Here is a 22,548-nt window from a genome sequence, read left to right as displayed (position 1 = left end):
CTGTTAAAATCAGCTAATTCACGAAATTTTACAAGAATGAACGTTACGTAACTCGGTGGTTATTTTTCAGAGCATTTATTTCCTGTTCTTGCCTATACGGCTCTAGCTATTTATCGCGAATGGCAACATGAGCCATGATGGTTTTTCTACTAACAAATAAGCAGGTGCGCGAATCATGAAAACGGGTCCGATCCGGAACGCCCCTTCATCAGCAGCTCATGCCTGACCCGCACCGCCATGTTGCGCGGAACGATGTCATGGCCGCGCGCCTCGAAATGCGTTCGCGTGAGCGCTGCCCCGAACAACAGAATCAGCGATGAGTAATAGACCCACAGCAGAATCAGCACCAGCGAGCCCGCGGCCCCATAGGTCGAAGCGGTGGCGGTATAGGCCAGATAGGCGGCGATCGCGTAACGGCCGATGGCAAACAATATCGCGGTAACCAGCGCGCCGACCATCACATCCCGCCAGCGCAGCACGACATCCGGCAGGATCTTGAAGATCGTGGCGAAGAATAGCGCGATCACCAATAGCGATAACGCCAGTTCACCGACACTGAGCAGAACCTCGGTCCCCGGCAGCCAGCCGCCGGCATAGCGAAACGCCGCCCGCAGCGCCACCCCCAGGACCAACGACACCAGCAGCACGAAGCCGATCGACACCACGATCGCCATCGACAGCACACGCTTCTGCAGAAAGATCAGCAGGCTGTTGCGGTCGGGGTTGGCAGTCACGCCCCACAGATTGTTGAGCGAATACTGCATCTGGGCGAATACCGTGGTCGCCCCTATCAGCAGCGTACCGACCCCGAGCAGCGTGGGCAGCAGCCCCGAGCTTTCGAGGCGCGAGGCCGAGACGGCGTTCTGCACGGCTTGCGCCGCATCGGGCCCGATCAGCCCCTGGAGGTTCGCGACGATCTCGCCCTGCGCCGCATCCTCGCCCAGCACCACGCCGATCACCGTGACGGCGATGATCACCGTCGGAGCCAGCGAAAACAGGGTGTAGAAGGCCAGCGAGCCGGCATAACTGAAGGCGTTGTGGTCGAGCCACAGTTTGGTCGCGTCGCGCACGATGCGAAACCAGTAGGCGATGGTCTTGGCGATCACAGATGAATTCCCGGGCGTAACGATGCACTCAGCATAACCGGGCCGCTTCCGGCATGCGAAAAGCGTCTTGCCTCCCGGTATCGCGCTGCGGTAGCAGGCTTGTAGTGCCGTGAGCGGCCGCCCATAATGGCCGCGCCCATCTGACCGGAGCGCCCATGTCCGACGCGATGCAGCAGCTCGATTTCGATTGCCTGGTATTCATCGGGCGTTTTCAACCGCCCCATCTGGGTCACCTGGCGGTGATCCGTGAAGCGCTCAAGCGAGCACGCCAGGTCATCGTGCTGATCGGCTCGGCCTGGCAAGCACGCTCGCTGCGCAACCCGTGGCGCTTCGAGGAACGCCGCGACATGCTGCGCAGCGATTTCAACGGCGCCGACAACGCCCGGCTCGAGATCGAACCGCTGCTTGACGCACTGTATAACGACGATGTCTGGGTACGTGACGTCCAACGCAAGGTGCGCGACATTGCGCGTCCTAGCCAAGGCAAGCAGGGCAAGCTGCCGCGTATCGGGCTGATCGGCGCCAGCCGCGGTCAGTCGAGCTATTTCCTGAGTCTGTTTCCGCAGTGGGAATCGGTCAGCGTGCCGCTGGTCGACGGTATCTCGGCGAGCCGCATCCGCGAGCGGCTCTTTCATTCCCGCAATTCGGCCAGTGACTATCTATCGACCGGCGCCGCGCACGATCTACCGGCAAACGTGCATCACGCCTTGAATGCCTTCCACGAATCCGAAGCCAGCCAGCAGTTGCTCGAAGAACAGCAATTGCTCGAGCAATACCGCAGCGCCTGGGCCCAGGCGCCCTACCCGCCGATCTTCGTCACCGTCAATGCGGTGGTGGTGCAGTCCGGGCACGTATTGCTGGTGCGCCGCAATGCCGCCCCCGGCAAGGGCCTGCTGGCCTTGCCGGGCGGGTTCATCAACCCCCATGAACGCCTGCAGGATGCCTGTCTGCGTGAACTCCGCGAACGGGTGCGGCTGAAAGTCCCCGAGCCGGTACTCAAGGGCTCGCTACGCGACCAGCGGCTGTTCGACAACCCGCATCGCAGCTGGCGGGGCCGTACCCTCGCCGAGGCCTTCTATTTCGCCCTGCGCCCCGAACAACGCTTACCGCAGCTGAAACCCGCCAAGGGCGGTGAGCAGGCACGTTGGGTGGCGCTGGCCGATCTCGAACCGGACACGCTGTTCGAGGATCATTTCTTCATCATCCAGAACTTTCTCGGCCTGCCGGCGGGCTGGGCCGTGCCCTGACCGCTGCGCTCCACGCCTTGGCGAATACGCTGACATTACCGACCTCATGCCTGGAGGAAGTCGCGGGGCAGTTTCATCATTTGCCGCCACAGTTGCTCCACACCGGGCTTGTGCACCAGTGCGCAGCGATACAGGCGCACTTCCAGCGGAATGTCCCAGGCGCTATCGCCGGCGCGCACCAGGCGCCCATTCTCGAACTCGTCGCGAATGCAGAAATCGGGAATCCAGGCCATCCCCACGCCCTGCAATGCCATGCCCTTGAGCCCTTCGGCCATGGCCGTCTCGTAGACCGTCTTCAGGCGCATGCGGGTCGGATCGTTCTTCAGCAACATGCGCACCGAACGGCCCAGGAAAGCGCCCTGAGTGTACGCCAGGAAAGGAATCGAGTTGTCGCCACCGAGCGGATACAGCGGCCGACCCTCGGCATCGGGCATGCATACCGGCACCATCATCGCCTTGCCGATCGAGAACGACGGAAAGACCTCGGCATCGAGCTGCATGGTCGCATAGGGATCATGATAGCCGAGCATCAGATCGCAATTGCCTTCGCGCAGCACATGGATGGCATCACCGACGTTCATGGCCACCAGTCGCGTGGGCAATTCGCCGACGCCTTTCTGCAGACGCGAAATCCAGCGCGGGTAGAAGGCCAGCGCCAGCGAATGGGCCGCGACGATGTCGAGCGCTTCGTTGGCAATCGCCAGACCGCGCAGATGACTCAGGCTCTCGCTGAGCTGTTCGACCAGATTGCGCGCAGTGATCAGAAACAACTGGCCCTCCGGAGTCAGCCCCACCGGAGTCGTCGAACGGTCGACCAGGGTCGCTCCGACGGCCTGCTCCAGCGAGCGAATACGCCGACTGAAGGCCGGCTGGGTGACGTGACGCTGGCGCGCCGACGCCGAGAAGCTGCGCGTATTGGCCAGCGCCACGAAATCTTCCAGCCATTTGGTTTCGAGGTTCACCGCGGCTCCGTATCCGAAGGAAAGTTGAACGGCTAGGTGATGGGCCAGCCCTGAAGCGCCTGAGTCTATCCAAGCCCGTGCCCGGCCACCATCGTGCCCGAACGGGGCTGGCACCCGCCAACTCCTTGGCCTATTGCACCGGCGCCAGCAGATAGGCGGCCCGCGATACCAACTTGCGCCACAGAGGCCGGCTTTCCAGTTCTTCGACGGTCACCTCGCGGCAATCGCTGAAGTCGCTTTCGAGCATCGCTTCGACCTCCTCCGCGAAGCCGCGGTCGGGAATGAAGGCGGTGATCTCGAAATTGAGCCGAAACGAGCGATTGTCGAGATTGACCGTCCCCACCGTGGCGCTGTGATCGTCGATCAACATGACTTTCTGGTGCAGGAAACCAGGTTGATAACGGTATATCTTGACACCGGCACGAATCATGTCCGGCAAGAACGAGAATGCCGACAAAAACACCAGCAGGTGATCCGGGCGCTCGGGCATCATCACCCGAACATCGACACCCCGTAGTGCCGCCAGCCGCAGGGCATCCTGCACGCCCTGATCGGGCACGAAATAGGGGCTGGTGATCCACAGACGGTGCTGTGCGGTATGAATGTTGTGCTGCGTCAGCAGGCTGGCGGTTTCCTGGCCGTCGGCCGGTCCCGAGGGCACGATCACCACATGCTGGCACTCCTCGCAGGTCACCTTCGGCTGCCACTCGAGATCGATGACCCGCCCCGTCGCCCAGTGCCAATCCTCCCAGAAGGCTTCCTGAAGCCCCAGCACGCTGGGCCCGGTAAGCATCAAATGGGTATCTCGCCACGGCCCGTGGCGGGTATCCTCACCCAAATACTCGATGCCGACGTTGAGACCGCCCGTCCAGCCAATCACTCCATCGACGACGGCGACCTTGCGATGATTGCGGAAATTGAGCTGGAAGCGGTGGCGAAAGCCCCGCGACGAATTGAAGGCACTGACCTCGACGCCGGCGCGAGTCAGGTCGTCAAGATAGCCGTCATCGAGTGCATGGCAGCCGATCTCGTCGTAGAGCAGAAATACCCGCACGCCTTGCCCCGCCTTGCGCTCGAGCAGATCCTTGAAGGCGATGCCCAGGCGATCGCGTCGGATGATGAAGAACTGCACCAGGACATAATCCTGCGCGTTCTCGATACCGGCAAACAGGCTGTCGAAGGTCGCCTGCCCATTGATCAGCAGCGAGGCACGATTGCCGCTGGTCATCGGCATCATCGCCAGCTTTTCCACGGCCTTGACGTGCACCTGCGCCGCGTCGCTGAGATACGGCTCTATCAAGGGCCGGTAGCGCGCGAGAATCCGCCGCAGGATCGAGTCATGCTCGCCCCGCGAAGAAACGTAGCCGTAGAAGCGCGGCCGGCCAAAGATCCAGTACGCCGGCAGCGCTGCATAGGGAAACGTGAGCAGCGAAATGATCCAGGCCACTGCGCCTTGCGACGTACGGCTGGAAAGCAGCGCCAGTACCGCCGAGAGCGCCCCGGCCACATAGATCGCGAAGACGCCGAGCCCTATAAGCCAGGAAAACATCGGCGCTCCATGCTGCAAACGGTCATCATCGCGCCTCCTCAAGCGCCGCTCTCAAGGCACGACTCCACAGCCTGGGCCAGGGTCGTGTCGTCGGCTGGCCAGCGCCGCTTCAAACGCGCTCGGCAATGATCTCTTTCCACTTCGCCGGTCCCGTCTGGTGCACGGACTCGCCCCGGGAGTCGACGGCGACGGTCACCGGCATGTCCTCGATCTCGAACTCATAGATCGCCTCCATGCCCAGATCCTCGAAGCCCATCACCCGGGATTTCTTGATCGCCTGGGCCACCAGGTAGGCAGCGCCGCCCACGGCCATCAGATACACCGCGCGATTGTCGCGGATCGCCTCGATCGCCAGCGGGCCGCGCTCGGCCTTGCCGACCATCCCCAGCAGGCCGGTCTGCTCGAGCATGGTGCGGGTGAACTTGTCCATGCGCGTGGCGGTGGTCGGCCCGGCCGGCCCCACTACCTCGTCGCGGATCGGGTCGACAGGGCCAACGTAGTAGATGAACCGCCCCTTGAGATCCACCGGCAGCGCCTCGCCCTTGGCCAGCATGTCGACCATGCGCTTGTGGGCCGCATCCCGGCCGGTCAGGAGCTTGCCGTTGAGCAGCAAGGTATCGCCAGGCTGCCAGGTCTGCACCTCGTCGGCAGTGATGGCGTCCAGATCGACGCGCTTGACGTTGCCGCCGACTTCGCGGGTGATCTCGGGCCAATCCTCCAGCTTGGGCGCCGGCAGTTCGGCGGCGCCGCTGCCATCCAGGCTGAAGTGCACATGCCGCGTGGCGGCGCAGTTGGGAATGATCGCCACCGGCTTGTTGGCGGCGTGGGTCGGGTAGTCCCTGACCTTGATGTCGAGCACCGTGGTCAGTCCGCCCAGGCCCTGGGCGCCGATGCCGGTCCTGTTGACCTTGTGGTAGAGTTCGAGGCGCAGCTCCTCGGCGCGATTCTCGGCGCCACGGGCCTGGAGTTCCTGGATATCGATGGGATCGAGCAGCGATTCCTTGGCGAGCTCCATGGCTTTCTCGGCGGTGCCGCCGATACCGATCCCGAGCATTCCCGGCGGGCACCAGCCAGCCCCCATCCTGGGCAATTGCTCGAGCACCCAATCGACCACGCTGTCCGAGGGGTTGAGCATCGCGAACTTGGACTTGGCCTCGCTGCCCCCGCCCTTGGCGGCGACATGCACCTCGACGCTGTCGCCCGGAACCAGCTTGTGGTGGATCACCGCCGGCGTGTTGTCCTTGGTATTGGCGCGCTTGCCGTCCGGGTCGGCGAGCAGCGAGGCGCGCAGCACGTTGTCGGGGTTCAGGTAGGCCCGCCGTACGCCTTCGTTGATCATGTCGTCGAGGCTCATGTCGGCTTCCCAGCGCACGTTCATGCCGACGTGCACGAACACCGTGACGATGCCGGTGTCCTGGCAGATCGGCCGATGACCGGTGGCGCACATCCGCGAATTGATCAGGATCTGGGCGATGGCATCCCGCGCCGCCGGGTTCTCTTCCCGCTGGTAGGCCGCATGCATGGCCTCGATGAAGTCCTTGGGGTGGTAATAGGAGATGTACTGCAGGGCATCGGCGACGCTCTGGATCAAGTCGTCCTGGCGAATCACGGTCATGGGGTCGGGGCTCCTTGGGTCACGCTCGCGCTGACAAACGGCCGCCACAGGCAGGTCAGGCTACCCGGCGGATTCGGGATGGCGGGATTATACCGCAACGGCCTGAAGACAGGCAGGCATAGGAAATCATGTATGATCGGACAAGCATAGATAACGGTATAAATAGCCACCCGAGGGAACGCCCATCTGCCGTCAAGATCAGGCAAGGGCGATACCCTCGCCCGACCTGCGCGGTGCGCAAGCGATTATTTGAGCTCGATCAAGCGGGCGTTGAGGGTCTGGACTCGGTCACGTAGCCGCGCGGCTTCCTCGAACTCGAGATTGTGCGCCGCCTCGTGCATGGCGTCCTCGATCTTGGCGATCTCGCGAGTCAGCTCGGGGACCGTGAGATTGCGCAGCGCCTCGATGCCATACTCGCCGGGACCCTCGGCAACCTTGCGCTCGCCCTTGCGCCGGCTGCCCTTCTTGCCCGGCGTCTGAGCGCCTTCCATGATATCGGCGACCGACTTGGTCACGGTGCGCGGCACGATGCCATGCGCTTCGTTGTGGGCGATCTGCTTGTTACGCCGCCGCTCGGTCTCGTCGATCGCCCGACGCATCGAGTCGGTCACCCGGTCGCCGTAGAGGATCGCCTTGCCGTTGGCGTTGCGCGCGGCGCGGCCGATGGTCTGGATCAAAGAGCGCTCGGCACGCAGGAAGCCCTCCTTGTCGGCGTCGAGGATCGCCACCAGCGACACTTCGGGAATGTCCAGGCCCTCGCGCAGCAGGTTGATGCCCACCAGTACGTCGAACTTGCCGAGTCGCAGGTCGCGCAGGATCTCGACCCGTTCCACGGTATCGATGTCCGAATGCAGGTAACGCACGCGGATGTCGTGCTCGTCGAGATATTCGGTCAGATCCTCGGCCATGCGCTTGGTCAGGGTAGTCACCAGCACCCGCTCGCCGACCTCGGTGCGCAGACGAATCTCCGAGAGCAGGTCGTCGACCTGGGTCGAGGCCGGGCGCACCTCGATCTCGGGGTCGACCAGCCCGGTCGGGCGCACCACCTGCTCGACCACCTGGCCGGCGTGCTTCGCCTCGTAGGGGCCGGGGGTGGCCGAGACGAACACCGTCTGCGGGCAGATCCGCTCCCACTCGTCGAAGGTCATCGGCCGGTTGTCGAGCGCCGACGGCAGGCGAAAGCCATACTCGACCAGGGTCTCCTTGCGCGAACGGTCGCCTTTGTACATGCCGCCCACCTGCGGCACGCTGACGTGGGATTCGTCGATGAACAGGATCGCGTCGGGGGGCAGGTAATCGAAGAAGGTCGGCGGCGGCTCGCCCGGTTGGCGTCCCGAGAGATAGCGGGAGTAGTTCTCGATGCCGTTGCAGTAGCCCAGCTCGTGCATCATTTCCAGGTCGTAGAGCGTGCGCTGTTCGAGGCGCTGGGCCTCGACCAGCTTGTCGTGATTGCGCAGCCACTCGAGACGCTCGGCGAGCTCGGCCTTGATCCGGTCGGCGGCGGCGAGGATCGTCTCGCGCGGCGTGACGTAGTGGCTCTTGGGGTAGATGGTCATGCGCGGCAGCTTGCCGCGCATTTCGCCGGTCAGCGGATCGAACAGGCTGATCGTCTCGATCTCGTCGTCGAACAGCTCGATGCGCACCGCCTCCTCCTCGGAATCGGCGGGAAACACGTCGATCACGTCGCCGCGCACCCGGTAGGTGCCGCGCCGGAAATCCATGTCGTTGCGGGTGTACTGCAACTCGGCGAGCCGACGCAGGAAGGCGCGCTGGTCGATCTGCTCGCCGCGATTGAAGTGCAGGCGCATCTTCAGGTACTGGTCCGGATCGCCCAGCCCGTAGATCGCCGACACCGAGGCCACGATCAGCGAGTCGCGGCGTTCGAGCAGCGCCTTGGTCGCCGACAGCCGCATCTGCTCGATATGGTCGTTGATCGAGGCATCCTTCTCGATGAAGGTATCCGACGAGGGCACGTAGGCCTCGGGCTGGTAGTAATCGTAATAGGACACGAAATACTCCACCGCGTTGTCGGGCAAAAACGACTTGAACTCGCCGTAGAGCTGCGCGGCCAGCGTCTTGTTGGGCGCCAGCACGATGGTCGGACGCTGCAGGCGCTCGACCACGTTGGCCATGGTGAAGGTCTTGCCCGAGCCGGTGACGCCGAGCAGGGTCTGGTGCGCCAGACCCGCCTCGAGGCCCTTGACCAGCCCCTCGATGGCGGTGGGCTGATCGCCTGCCGGCCGATACCTGGATTGGATGCGAAATGGTTTGCTCATGGGCCTGAAATGGCAGCGATGCGGTGAAAGTTCAAGCGCTCGGACCCTGATCCGAGGCCAACCGGCTGCGAATCTCGACGGTCGAGTCGGTGATCAGGCGATGGATCGGGCAACGATCGGCGATCTCGAGCAGGCGTTGGAGCTGGTCGGGATCGTCGATCCCTGCGAAGGCCAACGACACATATAGATAATAACGCCCCTGGCGTTCCTCGCGGTCGTTGCGGGTCACGGTGACCGTGACTCCGCTCAGTGGCCACTGCTTGCGCCGGGCGTACATGCGCGCGGTGATCGCCTTGCAGGCGCCCAGCGCCAGGTCGAAGTAGTCGTGCGGATCGGGCGCACTCTCGTCGCCGCCGACGATGGCCGGCGCATCGACGAACAGGTCGTCGAAATGCTCCAGCTCGACGCGCTGGCGCAGGCTGTGGCCATCGCTGCTGATCACCGTGATCGTCATGCGGGACTCTCCTCTTTCAGCCGAAGCCGCGTTCAGCGGCTGCCTTGCTCAGTTGACGACGACGCCGAGCCGTTCGACCGCCTTGATCAGTGCCGCGCGGTTCATGCGACCCTCGACATCGGCGCCATGGCGACCGACCTCGGCGCTCTCGACGCCGTCGACCATCATCAGCTCGCTAGTCAGCCGATTGACCAACTCAGCGTCCTCGACGCCCTCGAAGGCCAAAGACACATGCGCCATGCCGGACTCCCTCATTCTGCTGCTGATTATGTGCGCCCGAGTCTAGCACGCGCCATGAAGTGCACCGCAGAGCACACGATAGCCCAGACGTCCCTACGCTTTCTGAAAAATGCCTGCGCTCGCCCATACGGCGTTAAAAATTGACTCAAAATGCTCATTTACGGCCTGTAAACTCCGCTTTTTCAGCAATTTTTGCCTTGTCTGCCCATCGCTCGCCGATTTTTCAGACAGAGCTTAGCGTCATGTCGGCGAAGGCTATTCTTCCGCCTGCTCACGATCTGTTCCGGGCCGCTGCCTGCCTACCTGGTGCCAGTTGCGCCCGTCGCGCCCGATCAGTTCGTCGGCGCTCGGCGGGCCATCCTCCCCGGCCGCGTACCCATCGGTACGCGGATCATCCTTCCAGGCCTCCAGGAATGGCTGTACGGCCCGCCAACCGTTCTCGATGGTGTCGGCGCGTTGAAAGAGCATCTGGTCGCCGGTCAGACAGTCATAGAGCAGGGTTTCGTAGCCTGTCGAGGGGGGAAGCGCGAAGAAATCCTCGTAGGCAAAGCCCATCTGGACGGTTTCCAGGTCCAGGGTGGGTCCAGGCCGTTTGGCCTCGAAGTCCAGCCATATGCCTTCATCAGGCTGGATCTGAATGATCAGATAGTTGGATTCGAGTCGATCTACTCTCGTATCGCGGAACTGAGCATAGGGCGCCGGCTTGAAGCAGATGGCGATTTCGGTATCGCGGGCGCCCATGCGCTTGCCGGTGCGCAGGTAAAAGGGCACGCCCGCCCAACGCCAATTGTCGATCACGAGCTTGATGGCGACATAGGTTTCGGTATTGCTGTCGGCGTCGACATCGGGCTCGTCGCGATAGCCCGGGACCGGCTCGCCTTTCAAGGTGCCTGCCCGATACTGTCCACGCGCGGAGTTATGCCGGGCCTCTTCCATCGACCAGGGACGGATGGCGCCCAGCAGCTTGGATTTCTCGCTGCGCAGGGCATCGGCGTCGAAGGCGGCGGGCGGCTCGATCGCCACCATCGCCAGCAGCTGAAACAGATGATTGGGCACCATGTCGCGCAGGGCGCCGTTCTTGTCGTAAAAGTTGCCGCGCTGTTCCACGCCCACGGTTTCGGCGGCGGTGATCTGGATATGATCGATGTAATGGTTGTTCCAGAGCGGTTCGAACAGCACGTTGGCAAAACGCGCCACCAGAACGTTCTGGACCGTTTCCTTGCCGAGAAAATGGTCGATGCGATAGATCTGGTGCTCCGCCATGACCGCGAGCAGGCGCTCATTGAGCGCCCGCGCCGAGGCGAGATCGTGGCCGAACGGCTTCTCGACCAGGACGCGCCGATACTGCTCGGCAGCTTCTTGCAGCAATCCGGCGTCACCCAATCGTTCGGCGATGTCGGCAAAGAAACGCGGCGCAGTCGCGAGATAGAACAGGGCATTGCGTGTCGGGCTCGCCTGGATGGCCCGAGTAATCTGTCGATAGGTGTCGGCCTGGGTGAAATCACCTTGGATATAGCGCAGCCGTTGGGCAAAATCCGGCCATTGCTCGAGGTCGATCTCACCGGCCTCGGCATCCGGGTCGTCCGCCTGGGCGGCGAGGAAGTCGGCCAGATGCCGGCGAAAGCTCTCGTCATTGCCCGACACATGATCGATGCCCACGATCTGCAGCGCCGGATCGAGCAGGCCCGTGCGGAAAAGCGAATAGAGCGAAGGAACGAGCAGACGCTTGACCAGATCGCCGCTGGCGCCGAACAGGAACAGCGTGGCCGGAGGGGGCGTGGGAGCTTGTGAAGATTGAGAGTAAGCCATGACTCCTTATCCTTACTGAACGTCGGGCCTTGTTGAAGCCTTGGAATGCCAAGCCGCATCGCTGGAACGCCGCTGCGGTCCGCAGGCGTTACGGTTTCTGCGCCCGACTCTGATTCGCCGAGTGTCGCGGGCTGTCGCGAAGCAGCCTGCGCGTCACGCCATTGGTCCAGCCGAAGCCATCCTGCAGCGGATATTCGCCGCCACCGCCGCCGACTGCACCCGCCTGCATGGGAATCAGCGAATACTTCTCGATCAGCTTGTTCTTGCGCTCGTAGAGTTTGCCGACCGTCTTGAGCCAGCGATCCGAGATGTCCTGAGCGAGCGCCGTCTCGTCATACTGATCAAAACCGCGCTTTGCCAGCCATTGCAGCGGGGCCCAGCCGTTGGGATGATCCCATTGCTGATCGCTGTCGATCTCGGTGGTGGCGATGCCCCCGGCGCTGAGCAGCCGCTGGCGGACCGTCCTGGCGATGCGCCGCGCCTGCTCGCGACTGGCCAGACCAACGTAGAGCGGGGTTACCGTCGCCGCAGTCAGCGCCGTGCACAGCCGGCCACGCTGCCAGTCGAAATCGAAAAAGGCGCCGGCCCGCTCGTCCCACATGACACGCCCGATCGCCTGAGCGCGCTCGTCGGCTTTGCGTTGAAAGTGCCTGGAGGTTTCGATATCGCCACCCATCGCGCTGAGCCGTGCGATCTGGGTTTCGAGTTTGAACAGGAAGCTGTTGAGATCGACCGGCAGCAGGGCCGTGGTGCGTATGCTTGCCAGCTGCTGCGCATCGTCGAGCCATCGCGAGCTGAAATCCCACCCCGAGGCCGCCCCGGCGCGTAGATCGCGATAGACCTCTCGGGCCGGGCGCGTCGATTGCCGAGCCGTCAGTACGTCCTCGAGATACGCCTCCTCGCGGGGCGTGTCGCGCTCGTCCCAATAGCGGTTGAGCAGGGTGCCGTCGCCCAGGTGGACGCAACTGCGGTGAGCCTCGCCGGGGCGCAGGGTGTCGGCGCCGGCCATCCAGTAGGCGTACTCCTTGCGCAGCTGCGGCAGGTAGTCGAGCGAACGCCTGATGACCCCGTAGCGGGCGAACAGATCGACCATCATGGCGAATACCGGCGGCTGCGAGCGGCTGAGGTAATAGGTGCGATTGCCGTTGGGAACGTGCCCGTAGGTATCGATCAGATAGGCGAAGTTGCCGGCCATGGCGCGCATCAGGTGCGGGCGGCCGCTCTCGGCAAGACCCAGCATCGTGAAGTGCGAATCCCAATAGTACAGTTCGCGAAAGCGCCCTCCCGGCACCACGTAGGCATAGGGTAACGGCAACAGCGACGAGTACCTGGGGTGTTGCTGGGGACGGCGCGTGAGTACGTCCCACAGACCGTCGATATGCACCCGCAGTGGCTGTTCGGGTGGCGAGACGTAATTGCTGAACGGCTCGCGCTCTGGGATGAAGTGCTCGTCGACGAAACTGGCGAGATCGAAGCCCGGCGTATCCTTGCGTGCCCGGTAAGCCGCCAGAATCGCCTCGGGGTCCTGACGCGGGATGCAATCGACGAATGTTTTGCTGTCGTCGAAGATCCGGCCGCACTGCACGGCGACGAACAATTCGGCGTAGCGATCGGCCGGCGTCAATGGATCGGCCGGCGCGACCTGGCTGACCCGAGCGTGAGGGTCGCTACCGGATACATCGCGATCATCCATGGTGTCTCCCTTCGCAAGCCAGCGCACGCTGGCGGCTGGCAGTGTACGGTGGACCAGTGGCCAACACCCGCCGGCCCTCAATGAATTGTAAGAATAATAGCTTACGCCTGGCGGTCCCGTGTTCGACGGTGGCAGACGCCAGTCGACGAACACCTTGCATTCAGCGCGCCACATCCCCATTACTCAGACCTTGATATCAATTAACGCCTTGCCTCCCGGGGCGCTATAAGCGTAGGAGACTGCATGAGCGACTGGACCGCCCACCTTGAACAGCACGGTGCCCGCCTCGTCGACGAGCGGCATATCGAGTTCGGCGCGCAGGAATCCGCAGCGAGCGCACGGCAGCAGAGTCTACTCGCGCCGCTGATCCACTTCGCGGTACTCGAGATCGCCGGGGCGGATGCCGAACGTTTCCTGCAGGGCCAGACCAGCGCGCAATTGAAGCTCGCCGACGGCAATTTCGCCGCGCCCACCAGCTTCTGCACAGCCAAGGGACGCATGCTCGCCAACGGCCAGTTGCTGCGTGTCGACGAGGCGCGCTTCTGGTTGTTGCTGGATGCCAGCCTGCTCGAACCGCTGCGCAGCCATCTGGCCAAGTTCGCGGTGTTCTACAAGGTCGAGCTGACGCCGCGCGACGATCTCGCGGTGCTCGGGCTGATCGGACACGACGGCCCGGCGCTGGTCGAACGCCGGCTCGATGCCACGGCGCCGACCACCTGGCAGCAGATTGCGCTCGGTGGCGGCGTGGTGCTGCGCCACCCCGGCGACCTGCCGCGTCTGGTATTGTGCCTGCCGCACGACGAGGCCATCGGCGCCTGGCAGAACCTGGCTCGCGAGACGCTGCCGGTTGGCAATGGCGTATGGCAGTTGCACGATATCCGGGCCGGCCTGGCGTGGCTCGAAGTGAGCCTGCAGGACAGCTACCTGCCGCAGATGTTCAACTGGGAAGCGCTGGGCGGCATCAGTTTCAAGAAGGGTTGCTATACCGGTCAGGAGGTGGTCGCCCGCGCGCATTTCCGCGGCCAGGTCAAGAAGCGCCTGGCCCGCGGGCGATTCGAGGGCGATACGCTACCCGAGCCGGGCAGCGCCGTCAGCGACGCCGACGGCAAGTCACGTGGCGATGTGGTTGCCGCGGCGAGCGATGGCGACGGGCGTGTGGAGATCCTCGCGGTGATGACCACCCGCGAGGTCAGCGAGCCGCTGACGGTCGGCGGGCAGCGCCTCGAATGGCTCGAACTGCCCTACCCGCTCGAACGCCTTGACCCCGAGATGCTGGCCACCAGCGGCGGTTGACGACCCGTTAACCGGCGATGCCGAACAGCCGCCGGGTATTGGTGGCACTGTGAGCCGTCACCTCGGCGACGCTCTGACCGCGCACCTTGGCGACCTGCTCGGCCACCCGCGCGATCCGGGCCGGCTCGTTGCGCTGACCCTGAAAGCCGCACAGCGGCATGTCGGGGCTGTCCGTCTCCAGCACGTAACCGTCGTCGGGCAGCGCCGCCACGGCACGCTGCAACCGCTGGGCACGCGGATAGGTGGTCGCCCCGCCCAGTCCCACCACGAATCCCAGGTCGATGAAGCGCTGCGCCTGGTCGGCGCTGCCGGCGAACGCGTGGATCAAGCCGCCGGCCGGCAGTTCGAGCTGACGCAGTCGCTTGCCGAGCTTGTCGTTGGCGTGCACGCAGTGCAGGATCACCGGCAGGCGACGCGCCTTGGCCAACTTCAACTGGCCGTCGAGCAGTCGCCATTGGGCGTCGAGGGTGTCCTTAAAGCGCGCATCGATGCCGCACTCGCCCAGCGCCACGACTTCGGGATGCGCGTCCAGCGCCTGCGCCAGCGCCTCGAGGTCATTTTCCTCGGCGTGGCGATCCATGAAGGCGGGATGCAGGCCCAACGCAATGCTGACGTCGTCGCGCCCGCCCAGCGCGACGACCCGCGGCCAACTGTCCCGGGTCGTACCGGGCACCACGAAATGGCCGACGCCCGCGGCGTGGGCGCGCTCGAACATCGCCTGGCGATCGGCGTCGAATGCCGCGAAATCGAGATGGCAGTGAGCGTCGATGAGCATAAGCATAAGCATAAGCGTAAGCCGTAAGCCGTAAGCCGTAAGCCAGGAAGTTGCCACTAGTCGAGCCAGTGGCAACGGTTTTTCTTAAAGCTTAAAGCTTATAGCTTACAGCTCCGGGCGCAGCCCGCTCAGTGCTCGCGGGTGGCGTTGAAGCGCACCTCGGGCCAGCGCTCCTGGGTCATCTGCAGATTGACGCGGGTCGGCGCAATATAGGTAAGGTAGCCGCCACCATCCAGAGCCAGGTTGCTGCTGGCCTTGCACCGGAACTCGTCGAGTTTCCTGGCGTCGTCGCAGTACACCCAGCGCGCGGTCTGCACATTGACCGCCTCGTAGATGCAGTCGACCTTGTATTCCTCCCTGAGCCGGTGGGCGACCACGTCGAACTGCAGCGAGCCCACCGCGCCGAGAATCAGGTCGTTGTTGTCGAGCGGCATGAACACCTGGGTCGCGCCCTCCTCGGAAAGCTGCTGAAGGCCCTTCTGCAACGCCTTGGTCTTGAGCGGATCACGCAACCGCACGCGCTTGAAGAGCTCCGGAGCGAAGTGCGGGATGCCGGTGAAGCGCATCTCCTCGCCGACGGTGAAGGTATCGCCGATCTGGATGGTGCCGTGGTTGTGCAGGCCAATGATGTCGCCCGGCCAGGCCTGTTCGACCTGCGCCCGGTCGGAGGCCATGAAGGTCAGCGCGTCGGCAATCTTGACGTCCTTGCCGATCCGTACATGGCGCATCTTCATGTTCTTCTCGTACTTGCCCGAGCAGACCCGCAGGAAGGCCACCCGGTCGCGGTGCTTGGGGTCCATGTTGGCCTGGATCTTGAATACGAAGCCGGAAAAGCGCTCGTCGTCGGCGCTGACGTCGCGGGTATCGGTCTCGCGGGCCTGCGGCATCGGCGCGTACTCGACGAAGCCGTCGAGCATCTCGCGCACGCCGAAGTTGCCCATCGCGGTGCCGAAGTAGACCGGCGTCAGCTCGCCGCGGCGATACGCCTCGAGGTCGAATTCGTGCGATGCCCCGCGCACCAGCTCGACCTCCATGCGCAGCTCCTCGGCCTGATCGGCGCCCAGCACCTCGTCGACCTCGGGGTTGGCGAGCCCCTCGATGCGCACGTCGTCGGGGATGCGGCTGCCCTGGCCCTGCTTGTAGAGATGGATGACGTCGTTGTAGAGATGGTAGACGCCGCGGAAATGCCGCCCCATGCCGATCGGCCAGGTCATCGGCGCGCACTGGATGTTCAGGACGGTCTCGACCTCGTCCATCACCTCGACCGGATCGCGGGTGTCGCGGTCCATCTTGTTGATGAAGGTCAGAATCGGCGTGGTGCGCAGCCGGCAGACCTCCATCAGCTTGATGGTGCGGGCCTCGACGCCCTTGGCGCCGTCGATCACCATCAGCGCCGAGTCCACCGCGGTCAGGGTGCGGTAGGTGTCCTCGGAGAAGTCCTCGTGCCCGGGCGTGTCGAGCAGATTGACGATCCGCCCGTTGTACGGGAACTGCATCACCGAGGTGGTCACCGAGATGCCGCGCTCCTGCTCCATCTTCATCCAGTCGGAAGTGGCATGCCGGTCGTTGCGCTTGCTCTTCACCGAGCCGGCCAGCTGGATGGCGTTGCCGAACAGCAGCATCTTCTCGGTGATAGTGGTCTTGCCCGCGTCGGGGTGGGAAATAATGGCAAAAGTTCTTCTAAGCCCGGCTTCTTGGGCTATCTGGCTGGCTGTCATTCGTGGGATCGCTGGTCTGGGTACATCCGTCGCGGCGCACATCGCCGCGCCCGGCTGACGTGAATGGGCTGGCGATCAATTCTACGGGCTACACGATCCGAGTTGTAGCCTGACGCCGGGCGAGTTCGGTTATCATGCGCGAATCAGCCCACCGGAGAGCCCATGCAACAGCCGACCCCCCTGCCCTTGTCGACCCCCAACCGCAACCTGGTCCGGCTGACCTTCGTGCGCGGCATCACCTGGACCGGCTTTCTCGCGGCGATCATCATCGGCATCGAGATCTTCGACTTCCAGTTGAGCGTCACCCCGGTGATCGGCGTGATCGGCGCCATGGGGCTGATCAATATCGCCAGTTGGTGGCGGCTCGGCCGGCCCCGCTCGGTTACCGATCTGGAATATCTGCTGCATCTGCTCGCCGACATCGCCGGGTTGACGCTGCTGTTCTACTACACCGGCGGAGCGACCAATCCGTTCATTTCCTATTACCTGGTGCCGGTGACCATCGCCGCCGCCACGCTGCCCTGGCGCCACGCCTGGATCATCGCCAGCGCCGCGCTGACCGGCTACACCTTCCTGATGCTGTTCTACGAGCCGGTCCCGCAGCTCAGCCACGCCGTGGTCGGCCTCGGTATCAGCCTGCACGTGCTTGGCATGTGGCTGAATTTCGGCCTGTCGGCAAGCCTGGTGACCTTTTTCATCTACAAGATGGCGCATGCCCTGCGGCGTCGCGACAGGGCGCTGTCGCGGACCCGCGAGGCGGCACTGCGCAACGAACAGGTGCTCGCGGTGGCCACCCAGGCCGCGGGTACCGCCCATGAACTGGGCACGCCGCTGTCGACCATGGCGGTACTGCTCACCGAGATGCGCCGCGATGCCGTCGACCAGCCAACGCTGACGGCCGATATCGACCTGTTGCGTGAACAGGTCGATACCTGCAAGGCGCGCCTTCAGCAACTGGTCGCCAACGCCGATCGGCGGCGCCTCGCCGAGCCCGATTCGCGCCCCGCCATCGCCTGGCTCGAGCAGGTGATCCAGCGCTGGCTGGTGCTGCGCCCGGATGTCACCCACCGGGTCGAGATCCTCGGCAAGCGCGGCACGCCGCTGCTGGCGATCGACGCGACGCTGGAGCAGGCGTTGATGAACCTGCTCAACAATGCCGCCGACGCCAACCCCGAGGATATCGTCATCAGCCTCGACTGGAACGCCGACGAGGTGATCATCGATATCCGCGATCACGGCCCCGGAGTGGCCATGTCGATCGCCGACCAGCTGGGTGACACCTTCGTATCGACCAAGAGCAAGGGCATGGGCATCGGGCTGTTTCTCACCCACGCCACCATCAACCGCTTCGCCGGCGGGGTAAGCCTGTACAATCATGAAGAGGGCGGCACGCTGACCGAGGTCAAGCTGCCTCGCCTGCTTGCCGGCCAATGAGCGGCCGCCACACCCATCGCAGTAGGGAATATCGCCATGCCAACCCCTGAACGCCTGCTGATCGTCGACGACGACGAGATATTCTGCCGCGTCATGGAGCGCGCGCTGAGCCGCCGCGGTTACGAGGTGATGACCGCGGTGGACGCCGATCAGGCGCTGAGCCTGGCTCAGCAAGCGCCACCCCAGCTGGCCACGCTGGATCTCAAGCTCGAACACTCGTCGGGGCTCAAGCTGCTGCCCGAGCTGCTGGAAATCGTGCCGGAGTGCCGCATCGTGGTATTGACCGGCTATTCGAGCATCGCCACCGCCGTCGAGGCGATCAAGCTGGGCGCGGTCAACTACCTGTGCAAGCCGGTCGATGCCGACGAAGTGCTTGCCGCCTTCGAGCGCGACGACGGCGACCCGGACATCGACATCGCCGACCACCCGCCATCGATCAACCGCGTCACCTGGGAACATATCCAGAAAGTCCTCCAGGAGCACGACGGCAACATCTCGGCGACCGCCCGCGCGCTGGGCATGCACCGCCGGACCCTGCAGCGCAAGCTGCAAAAGCGCCCGGTCAAGCGCTAGCCAAGCGATGGTCCTCGTATCGGCCCTCGCCCGGGGCGGTGCTAGACTGACGCCAGCGCACACATCGACCAGGAGGAATCATGCAGCTTGCCGAGCGGCTCGCCATCGCCACCGACATCGCCGAAGAAGCCGGCCGGGAGATTCTCGCAGCCCGCGCGAATCCCTCCTACGAGAAGCGCTATAAAAAGGGCAGCGAGCTGGTCACCGATGTCGACGTCGCCATCGATCGAATGATCAGCCAGCGCCTCGAACAGCACTTTCCCGGCGAGCCCCGGCTCAGCGAGGAGCTTACCCCGGACCGGGAAACCCTCGATCAACGCGGACCGCTGTGGGTCGTCGACCCCATCGACGGCACGGTCAACTTCGCCCAAGGCCTGCCGCATGTGGCGGTATCGATCGGCTGGGCGCTCGACGGCAAGATCCAGGTCGGCGTGGTACACGCACCGATCCTCGGCGAAACCTTTACCGCGATTCGCGGCCAGGGCGCCAAGCGCGACGATCGGCAGATTCGCGCCAGTCTCGCCTCCAGACTCGAGCGCAGCCTGATCGCCACCGGCTTCCCCTATCGCCGCGACGGCCGCGCGCCGCTACTTAGGCGTTTCTCGGCGGTCATGCAGAATTGCCAGGATATACGCCGCTGCGGCTCCGCTGCGCTCGACCTGTGCAATGTCGCTTGCGGGCGACTGGACGCCTACTACGAGAGCGTCTCGCCCTGGGACTTCGCCGCCGGCCTACTGATCGCTCGCGAGGCCGGCGCCCGCACCGGTCACGTCTACGCCTGTCCCGAGGGCATAACCGAGGATCTCTACGGTGAAAATATCGTGGTTGCCGCACCCGATATCTACTCGAGCCTGCGCAAGCTGCTGAAAGATGCCGACGAGGCCCGCCACGCTGGCGATGACGCAGCTTCATAGCGCCATGCAATGACCTGGGTAGTGGCGCCCTATTGGCATACGCGGCCACGATGCCTGACAATCGGCGTCAACGTTCTAGTCAAGATTCATCAACGCTCAGGAGAGCCCATGATCACCGTTATCTTCGGACGTTCCGGTTGCCCTTTCTGTGTACGTGCCAAGGACCTTGCCGAGCGGCTCAGCACCGCACGCGATGACTTCGAGTACCGGTACATCGACATCCACGAGGAAGGCATCACCAAGGCCGACATGGAAAAGACCATCGGCAAGCCGGTCGAGACCGTGCCGCAGATCTTCGTCGATCAGACGCACATCGGCGGGTTCACCGAGTTCGACCAGTACGTACGTGAAAACGAGTTGATGCCCGAAAGCGTCAGTTGAGCGACGCAGCGCTGACCTCGAACGCCGGCCTCATGGCCGGTGTTTTCATTTCGAGGTGCCGACGGACGTGACGCAGATCAACCCGGCGACACCCTCGCTGGCCAGCCTGACGATTCCCGTCTAGAGTCGTGGCATTCCCGGGCGATGCCCGGCATGACGGAGACTTCAGCATGGCGGCTCAAGACACCCTGCCCCACGATCACCCGGTCGGCGATCGCCACCGGCAACTGATCGATGCGACCCGCGGCTACCCGCCCATCCGCACCGCCGTGGTCCACCCGTGTGACGAGCTGTCCCTGGGCGGAGCGCTGGCCGCCTGGCGCCAGGGAGTGATCGAGCCGCTGCTGGTCGGCCCGCGAGCCCGCATCGAGGCGACCGCCGAGAAGCTCGATGCCGATCTCGACGAATTGAGGATCGTCGATACCCCGCATAGCCATGCCTCGGCGGAAGCCGCCGTCAGGATCGCAGCCAGCGGCGAGGCGCGGGCGCTGATGAAAGGCGCCCTGCATACCGATGAGCTGATGAGCGTGGTGCTCGCCCGCGAGGCCGGCCTACGCAGCGAACGCCAGATGAGCCATATCTATGCGCTGGATGTCGCCAGCTACCCACGGCCGCTGCTGATTACCGATGGCGCCCTGCATATCCAGCCCGACCTGTCCGCCAAGCGCGACATCGTCCAGAACGCCATCGATCTCGCCCACGCGCTGGGCCTGGAGCGTCCCAGAGTGGCGATCCTCTCGGCGGTCGAGACCGTCAACCCACGCATCCCCTCGACGCTCGATGCCGCGGCGCTGTGCAAGATGAGTCAGCGCAGCCAGATCGCCGGCGGCGATCTCGACGGCCCGCTGGCCATCGACAACGCGGTTTCGGTAGCGGCGGCCCGCGCCAAGGGTCTCGACTCGGCGGTCGCCGGCCGCGCCGACGTTCTGGTGGCGCCCGATCTGGAAGCGGCCAACATGATCGCCAAACTGTTGATCCATCTCGCAGGCGCCCAGGCCGCCGGGCTGGTGATGGGGGCCCAGGTGCCGATCATGCTGACCAGCCGCAGCGACGATATCGCCACCCGTCTCGCATCGGCGGCGCTGGCCTGCCTGGTGGTACTGCACAGCGACAGCCAGCCATGAGCAGCCCGATCCTGACCATCAACGCCGGGTCGTCGTCGCTCAAGTTCGCGCTCTACGACCAGGGACGGCAGCGGCTTCGCGGGCTCGTCGAGCGTATTCACGAGGCGCCACGCCTCAGCCTTCACGAGGAGGCTGCCGGAACCGAGGGATTCACGGTCGAAGGCACCGGCCACGCCGCAGTCGCGCATGCCCTGCTGGATTGGCTGGAGGGCCACGTCGGCCAGGCGTCGTTCGCCGCCGTCGGCCATCGCGTCGTACATGGCGGTCGCACCCATGACCAGGCCCGGCGCGTCGACGCTGCCCTGCTGGACGAGCTCGACGAGCTGGTCCCGCTGGCTCCATTGCATCAGCCACAGGCACTGGCGATTATCCGGCAGATCCACGAACACTGGCCGGATCTGCCTCAGGTCGCCTGCTTCGATACCGCTTTCCATCGCACACAGCCATGGCTCAATCAGTGCTACGCGCTACCGCGCCAGCTGACCGACGAAGGCATCCAGCGCTATGGCTTTCACGGCCTGTCCTATGCGCATGTCGCCCGCCAGCTACCCGACCTGCTGGGCGAGCGGGCCCAGGGTCGTGTGCTGGTCGCCCATCTCGGCCACGGTTGCAGCATGTGCGCGATTCGCGATGGTCGGAGCCTAGCCACTTCGATGGGTTTCACGGCGCTCGAGGGTCTGATGATGGGACGTCGCGCCGGCAGCCTCGACCCCGGCGTGGTGCTCTACCTGCTACAGGGCAAGAGATGGAATGCCGAGCAAATCGAGCGGATGCTTTATCACGATAGCGGCCTCTACGGCGTCTCGGGCGGGATTTCCGACGACATGCGCGATCTGCTCGACAGTCCGGATGCACAGGCCCAGGAGGCGGTCGCCCTGTTCGTGCGTCGCGCAGTCCGTGAAGCGGGGGCGCTGATCGCGCTGCTCGGCGGACTCGATGCCCTCGTCTTCACGGCAGGCATCGGCGAAAAAGCCGCGGCGGTCCGGCGCGCCATCTGTGCCGAGCTAGGCTGGCTGGGCATCGCGCTCGACGATACCGCCAACGCCCATCACGCCCGGCGCCTGGATACCGGGCGCGGGCCGCGGGTCTGCGTGGTGACGGCCGACGAGGAAGCCGAGATCCACCACTCGGTCAGCGAGTGCCTGGCCATTGCCGGCGACTGAACATGCACGAATTCTTCAGCGTTGAATAACCCGGCGAGCAGTTGAAAGCTCATCCATGTCAAGCCCCTATACTAGGAATCAGTGGGACTTGGCGCTGAGCTGCTGCAAGGCCCGGACTTTCGGCCAACGCCATCGATCCATTGCGTCCAATAGGGCGCCGTTCGCCTCGATCGATCAATTTGATGCGAAACCCGCGCTTCTCGCGACGATCGGCCAAATCCC

The 22,548-nt window shown here is 64.2% G+C and carries 19 protein-coding genes; 8 read left to right on the top strand and 11 right to left on the bottom strand.

All coding sequences use genetic code 11. From position 1 onward, the window contains the following. Positions 1-173 precede the first annotated feature (173 nt). Positions 174-1,106, bottom strand: coding sequence for a YihY/virulence factor BrkB family protein (locus tag HALZIN_RS0106705; RefSeq protein ID WP_031383460.1), 933 nt, complete (start codon positions 1,104-1,106; stop codon positions 174-176). A gap of 155 nt (positions 1,107-1,261) precedes the next feature. Here HALZIN_RS0106705 and HALZIN_RS0106700 point away from each other — a divergent pair, with 155 nt between their 5' ends. After that, positions 1,262-2,353, top strand: coding sequence for a bifunctional nicotinamide-nucleotide adenylyltransferase/Nudix hydroxylase (locus HALZIN_RS0106700; protein WP_031383459.1), 1,092 nt, complete (start codon positions 1,262-1,264; stop codon positions 2,351-2,353). 44 nt (positions 2,354-2,397) lie between these two features. Here the strand turns inward: HALZIN_RS0106700 and HALZIN_RS0106695 are convergent, their stop codons facing one another. The 8 genes from HALZIN_RS0106695 to treF form a co-directional block, all read right to left on the bottom strand. Continuing rightward, positions 2,398-3,315: a LysR family transcriptional regulator gene (locus tag HALZIN_RS0106695; protein ID WP_031383458.1), complete on the bottom strand. Its 918-nt coding sequence runs from the start codon at positions 3,313-3,315 to the stop codon at positions 2,398-2,400. 130 nt (positions 3,316-3,445) lie between these two features. Beyond that, positions 3,446-4,864 (bottom strand): cardiolipin synthase, encoded by a 1,419-nt coding sequence (gene cls / locus HALZIN_RS0106690; protein ID WP_031383457.1) that lies wholly within the window; start codon positions 4,862-4,864, stop codon positions 3,446-3,448. A gap of 109 nt (positions 4,865-4,973) precedes the next feature. After that, positions 4,974-6,479 carry a fumarate hydratase gene (locus HALZIN_RS0106685; RefSeq protein WP_031383456.1) on the bottom strand — a complete coding sequence of 502 codons (1,506 nt, stop codon included), beginning with the start codon at positions 6,477-6,479 and terminating at the stop codon, positions 4,974-4,976. A 245-nt stretch (positions 6,480-6,724) separates the two neighbouring features. Then, entirely contained in the window at positions 6,725-8,755 is a 2,031-nt protein-coding gene (gene uvrB, locus HALZIN_RS0106680; protein ID WP_031383455.1) for an excinuclease ABC subunit UvrB, read from the bottom strand. 31 nt (positions 8,756-8,786) lie between these two features. After that, positions 8,787-9,209, bottom strand: coding sequence for an OsmC family protein (locus HALZIN_RS0106675; RefSeq protein ID WP_031383454.1), 423 nt, complete (start codon positions 9,207-9,209; stop codon positions 8,787-8,789). Positions 9,210-9,257: 48 nt separating this feature from the next. Then, a complete protein-coding gene (locus HALZIN_RS0106670; RefSeq protein ID WP_031383453.1) occupies positions 9,258-9,449 on the bottom strand; it encodes a hypothetical protein in 192 nt (63 codons plus the stop codon). Positions 9,450-9,704: 255 nt separating this feature from the next. Continuing rightward, positions 9,705-11,258 carry a glucose-6-phosphate dehydrogenase gene (gene zwf, locus HALZIN_RS0106665; RefSeq protein ID WP_051907418.1) on the bottom strand — a complete coding sequence of 518 codons (1,554 nt, stop codon included), beginning with the start codon at positions 11,256-11,258 and terminating at the stop codon, positions 9,705-9,707. 88 nt (positions 11,259-11,346) lie between these two features. Further along, positions 11,347-12,951 carry an alpha,alpha-trehalase TreF gene (treF, locus tag HALZIN_RS0106660; RefSeq protein ID WP_035575202.1) on the bottom strand — a complete coding sequence of 535 codons (1,605 nt, stop codon included), beginning with the start codon at positions 12,949-12,951 and terminating at the stop codon, positions 11,347-11,349. 243 nt (positions 12,952-13,194) lie between these two features. Here treF and ygfZ point away from each other — a divergent pair, with 243 nt between their 5' ends. Further along, the gene (gene ygfZ / locus HALZIN_RS0106655) at positions 13,195-14,244 is read left to right on the top strand and encodes a CAF17-like 4Fe-4S cluster assembly/insertion protein YgfZ (protein WP_031383450.1); all 1,050 of its coding nucleotides are present in this window, start codon (positions 13,195-13,197) and stop codon (positions 14,242-14,244) included. Between the two features lie 7 nt (positions 14,245-14,251). On the opposite strand, the gene HALZIN_RS0106650 is transcribed toward ygfZ, so the two are convergent. Next, the gene (locus tag HALZIN_RS0106650) at positions 14,252-15,019 is read right to left on the bottom strand and encodes a TatD family hydrolase (protein WP_031383449.1); all 768 of its coding nucleotides are present in this window, start codon (positions 15,017-15,019) and stop codon (positions 14,252-14,254) included. A gap of 128 nt (positions 15,020-15,147) precedes the next feature. After that, positions 15,148-16,737 (bottom strand): peptide chain release factor 3, encoded by a 1,590-nt coding sequence (locus HALZIN_RS0106645; protein WP_031383448.1) that lies wholly within the window; start codon positions 16,735-16,737, stop codon positions 15,148-15,150. 162 nt (positions 16,738-16,899) lie between these two features. On the opposite strand from HALZIN_RS0106645, the gene HALZIN_RS0106640 reads away from it, so the two are divergent. The 6 genes from HALZIN_RS0106640 to HALZIN_RS0106615 all read left to right on the top strand — a co-directional run bounded on the left by HALZIN_RS0106640 (position 16,900) and on the right by HALZIN_RS0106615 (position 22,326). Beyond that, positions 16,900-18,171 (top strand): ATP-binding protein, encoded by a 1,272-nt coding sequence (locus HALZIN_RS0106640; RefSeq protein ID WP_031383447.1) that lies wholly within the window; start codon positions 16,900-16,902, stop codon positions 18,169-18,171. 36 nt (positions 18,172-18,207) lie between these two features. Further along, on the top strand, positions 18,208-18,744 hold the full coding sequence (locus tag HALZIN_RS0106635) for a response regulator transcription factor (RefSeq protein WP_031383446.1): 537 nt from the start codon (positions 18,208-18,210) through the stop codon (positions 18,742-18,744). A gap of 80 nt (positions 18,745-18,824) precedes the next feature. Further along, positions 18,825-19,658, top strand: coding sequence for an inositol monophosphatase family protein (locus HALZIN_RS0106630; protein ID WP_031383445.1), 834 nt, complete (start codon positions 18,825-18,827; stop codon positions 19,656-19,658). 108 nt (positions 19,659-19,766) lie between these two features. After that, the gene (locus HALZIN_RS0106625; protein ID WP_031383444.1) at positions 19,767-20,039 is read left to right on the top strand and encodes a GrxA family glutaredoxin; all 273 of its coding nucleotides are present in this window, start codon (positions 19,767-19,769) and stop codon (positions 20,037-20,039) included. Positions 20,040-20,209: 170 nt separating this feature from the next. After that, on the top strand, positions 20,210-21,163 hold the full coding sequence (locus tag HALZIN_RS0106620) for a bifunctional enoyl-CoA hydratase/phosphate acetyltransferase (RefSeq protein WP_035575198.1): 954 nt from the start codon (positions 20,210-20,212) through the stop codon (positions 21,161-21,163). After that, positions 21,160-22,326 carry an acetate/propionate family kinase gene (locus tag HALZIN_RS0106615; RefSeq protein WP_031383442.1) on the top strand — a complete coding sequence of 389 codons (1,167 nt, stop codon included), beginning with the start codon at positions 21,160-21,162 and terminating at the stop codon, positions 22,324-22,326. The genes HALZIN_RS0106620 and HALZIN_RS0106615 overlap by 4 nt, the downstream gene beginning before the upstream one ends. Positions 22,327-22,548: the final 222 nt, after the last annotated feature.

The organism is Halomonas zincidurans B6 (assembly GCF_000731955.1).
Lineage (GTDB): Bacteria > Pseudomonadota > Gammaproteobacteria > Pseudomonadales > Halomonadaceae > Modicisalibacter > Modicisalibacter zincidurans.
Note: the sequence above shows the minus strand (reverse complement) of the source record. Positions and strands in the feature narration are given on the sequence as shown.

Excerpts from the sequence above, each read along its gene's own strand:
- HALZIN_RS0106630 (WP_031383445.1), top strand. The coding sequence starts at position 18,825 with ATGCAGCTTGCCGAGCGGCTCGCCATCGCCACCGACATCGCCGAAGAA.
- HALZIN_RS0106700 (WP_031383459.1), top strand. The coding sequence starts at position 1,262 with ATGTCCGACGCGATGCAGCAGCTCGATTTCGATTGCCTGGTATTCATC.
- cls (WP_031383457.1), bottom strand. The coding sequence starts at position 4,864 with ATGTTTTCCTGGCTTATAGGGCTCGGCGTCTTCGCGATCTATGTGGCC.
- HALZIN_RS0106640 (WP_031383447.1), top strand. The coding sequence starts at position 16,900 with ATGCAACAGCCGACCCCCCTGCCCTTGTCGACCCCCAACCGCAACCTG.
- HALZIN_RS0106675 (WP_031383454.1), bottom strand. The coding sequence starts at position 9,209 with ATGACGATCACGGTGATCAGCAGCGATGGCCACAGCCTGCGCCAGCGC.
- HALZIN_RS0106650 (WP_031383449.1), bottom strand. The coding sequence starts at position 15,019 with ATGCTCATCGACGCTCACTGCCATCTCGATTTCGCGGCATTCGACGCC.
- ygfZ (WP_031383450.1), top strand. The coding sequence starts at position 13,195 with ATGAGCGACTGGACCGCCCACCTTGAACAGCACGGTGCCCGCCTCGTC.
- zwf (WP_051907418.1), bottom strand. The coding sequence starts at position 11,258 with ATGGCTTACTCTCAATCTTCACAAGCTCCCACGCCCCCTCCGGCCACG.
- uvrB (WP_031383455.1), bottom strand. The coding sequence starts at position 8,755 with ATGAGCAAACCATTTCGCATCCAATCCAGGTATCGGCCGGCAGGCGAT.
- HALZIN_RS0106615 (WP_031383442.1), top strand. The coding sequence starts at position 21,160 with ATGAGCAGCCCGATCCTGACCATCAACGCCGGGTCGTCGTCGCTCAAG.
- HALZIN_RS0106620 (WP_035575198.1), top strand. The coding sequence starts at position 20,210 with ATGGCGGCTCAAGACACCCTGCCCCACGATCACCCGGTCGGCGATCGC.
- HALZIN_RS0106625 (WP_031383444.1), top strand. The coding sequence starts at position 19,767 with ATGATCACCGTTATCTTCGGACGTTCCGGTTGCCCTTTCTGTGTACGT.
- HALZIN_RS0106635 (WP_031383446.1), top strand. The coding sequence starts at position 18,208 with ATGCCAACCCCTGAACGCCTGCTGATCGTCGACGACGACGAGATATTC.
- treF (WP_035575202.1), bottom strand. The coding sequence starts at position 12,951 with ATGGATGATCGCGATGTATCCGGTAGCGACCCTCACGCTCGGGTCAGC.
- HALZIN_RS0106645 (WP_031383448.1), bottom strand. The coding sequence starts at position 16,737 with ATGACAGCCAGCCAGATAGCCCAAGAAGCCGGGCTTAGAAGAACTTTT.
- HALZIN_RS0106685 (WP_031383456.1), bottom strand. The coding sequence starts at position 6,479 with ATGACCGTGATTCGCCAGGACGACTTGATCCAGAGCGTCGCCGATGCC.
- HALZIN_RS0106670 (WP_031383453.1), bottom strand. The coding sequence starts at position 9,449 with ATGGCGCATGTGTCTTTGGCCTTCGAGGGCGTCGAGGACGCTGAGTTG.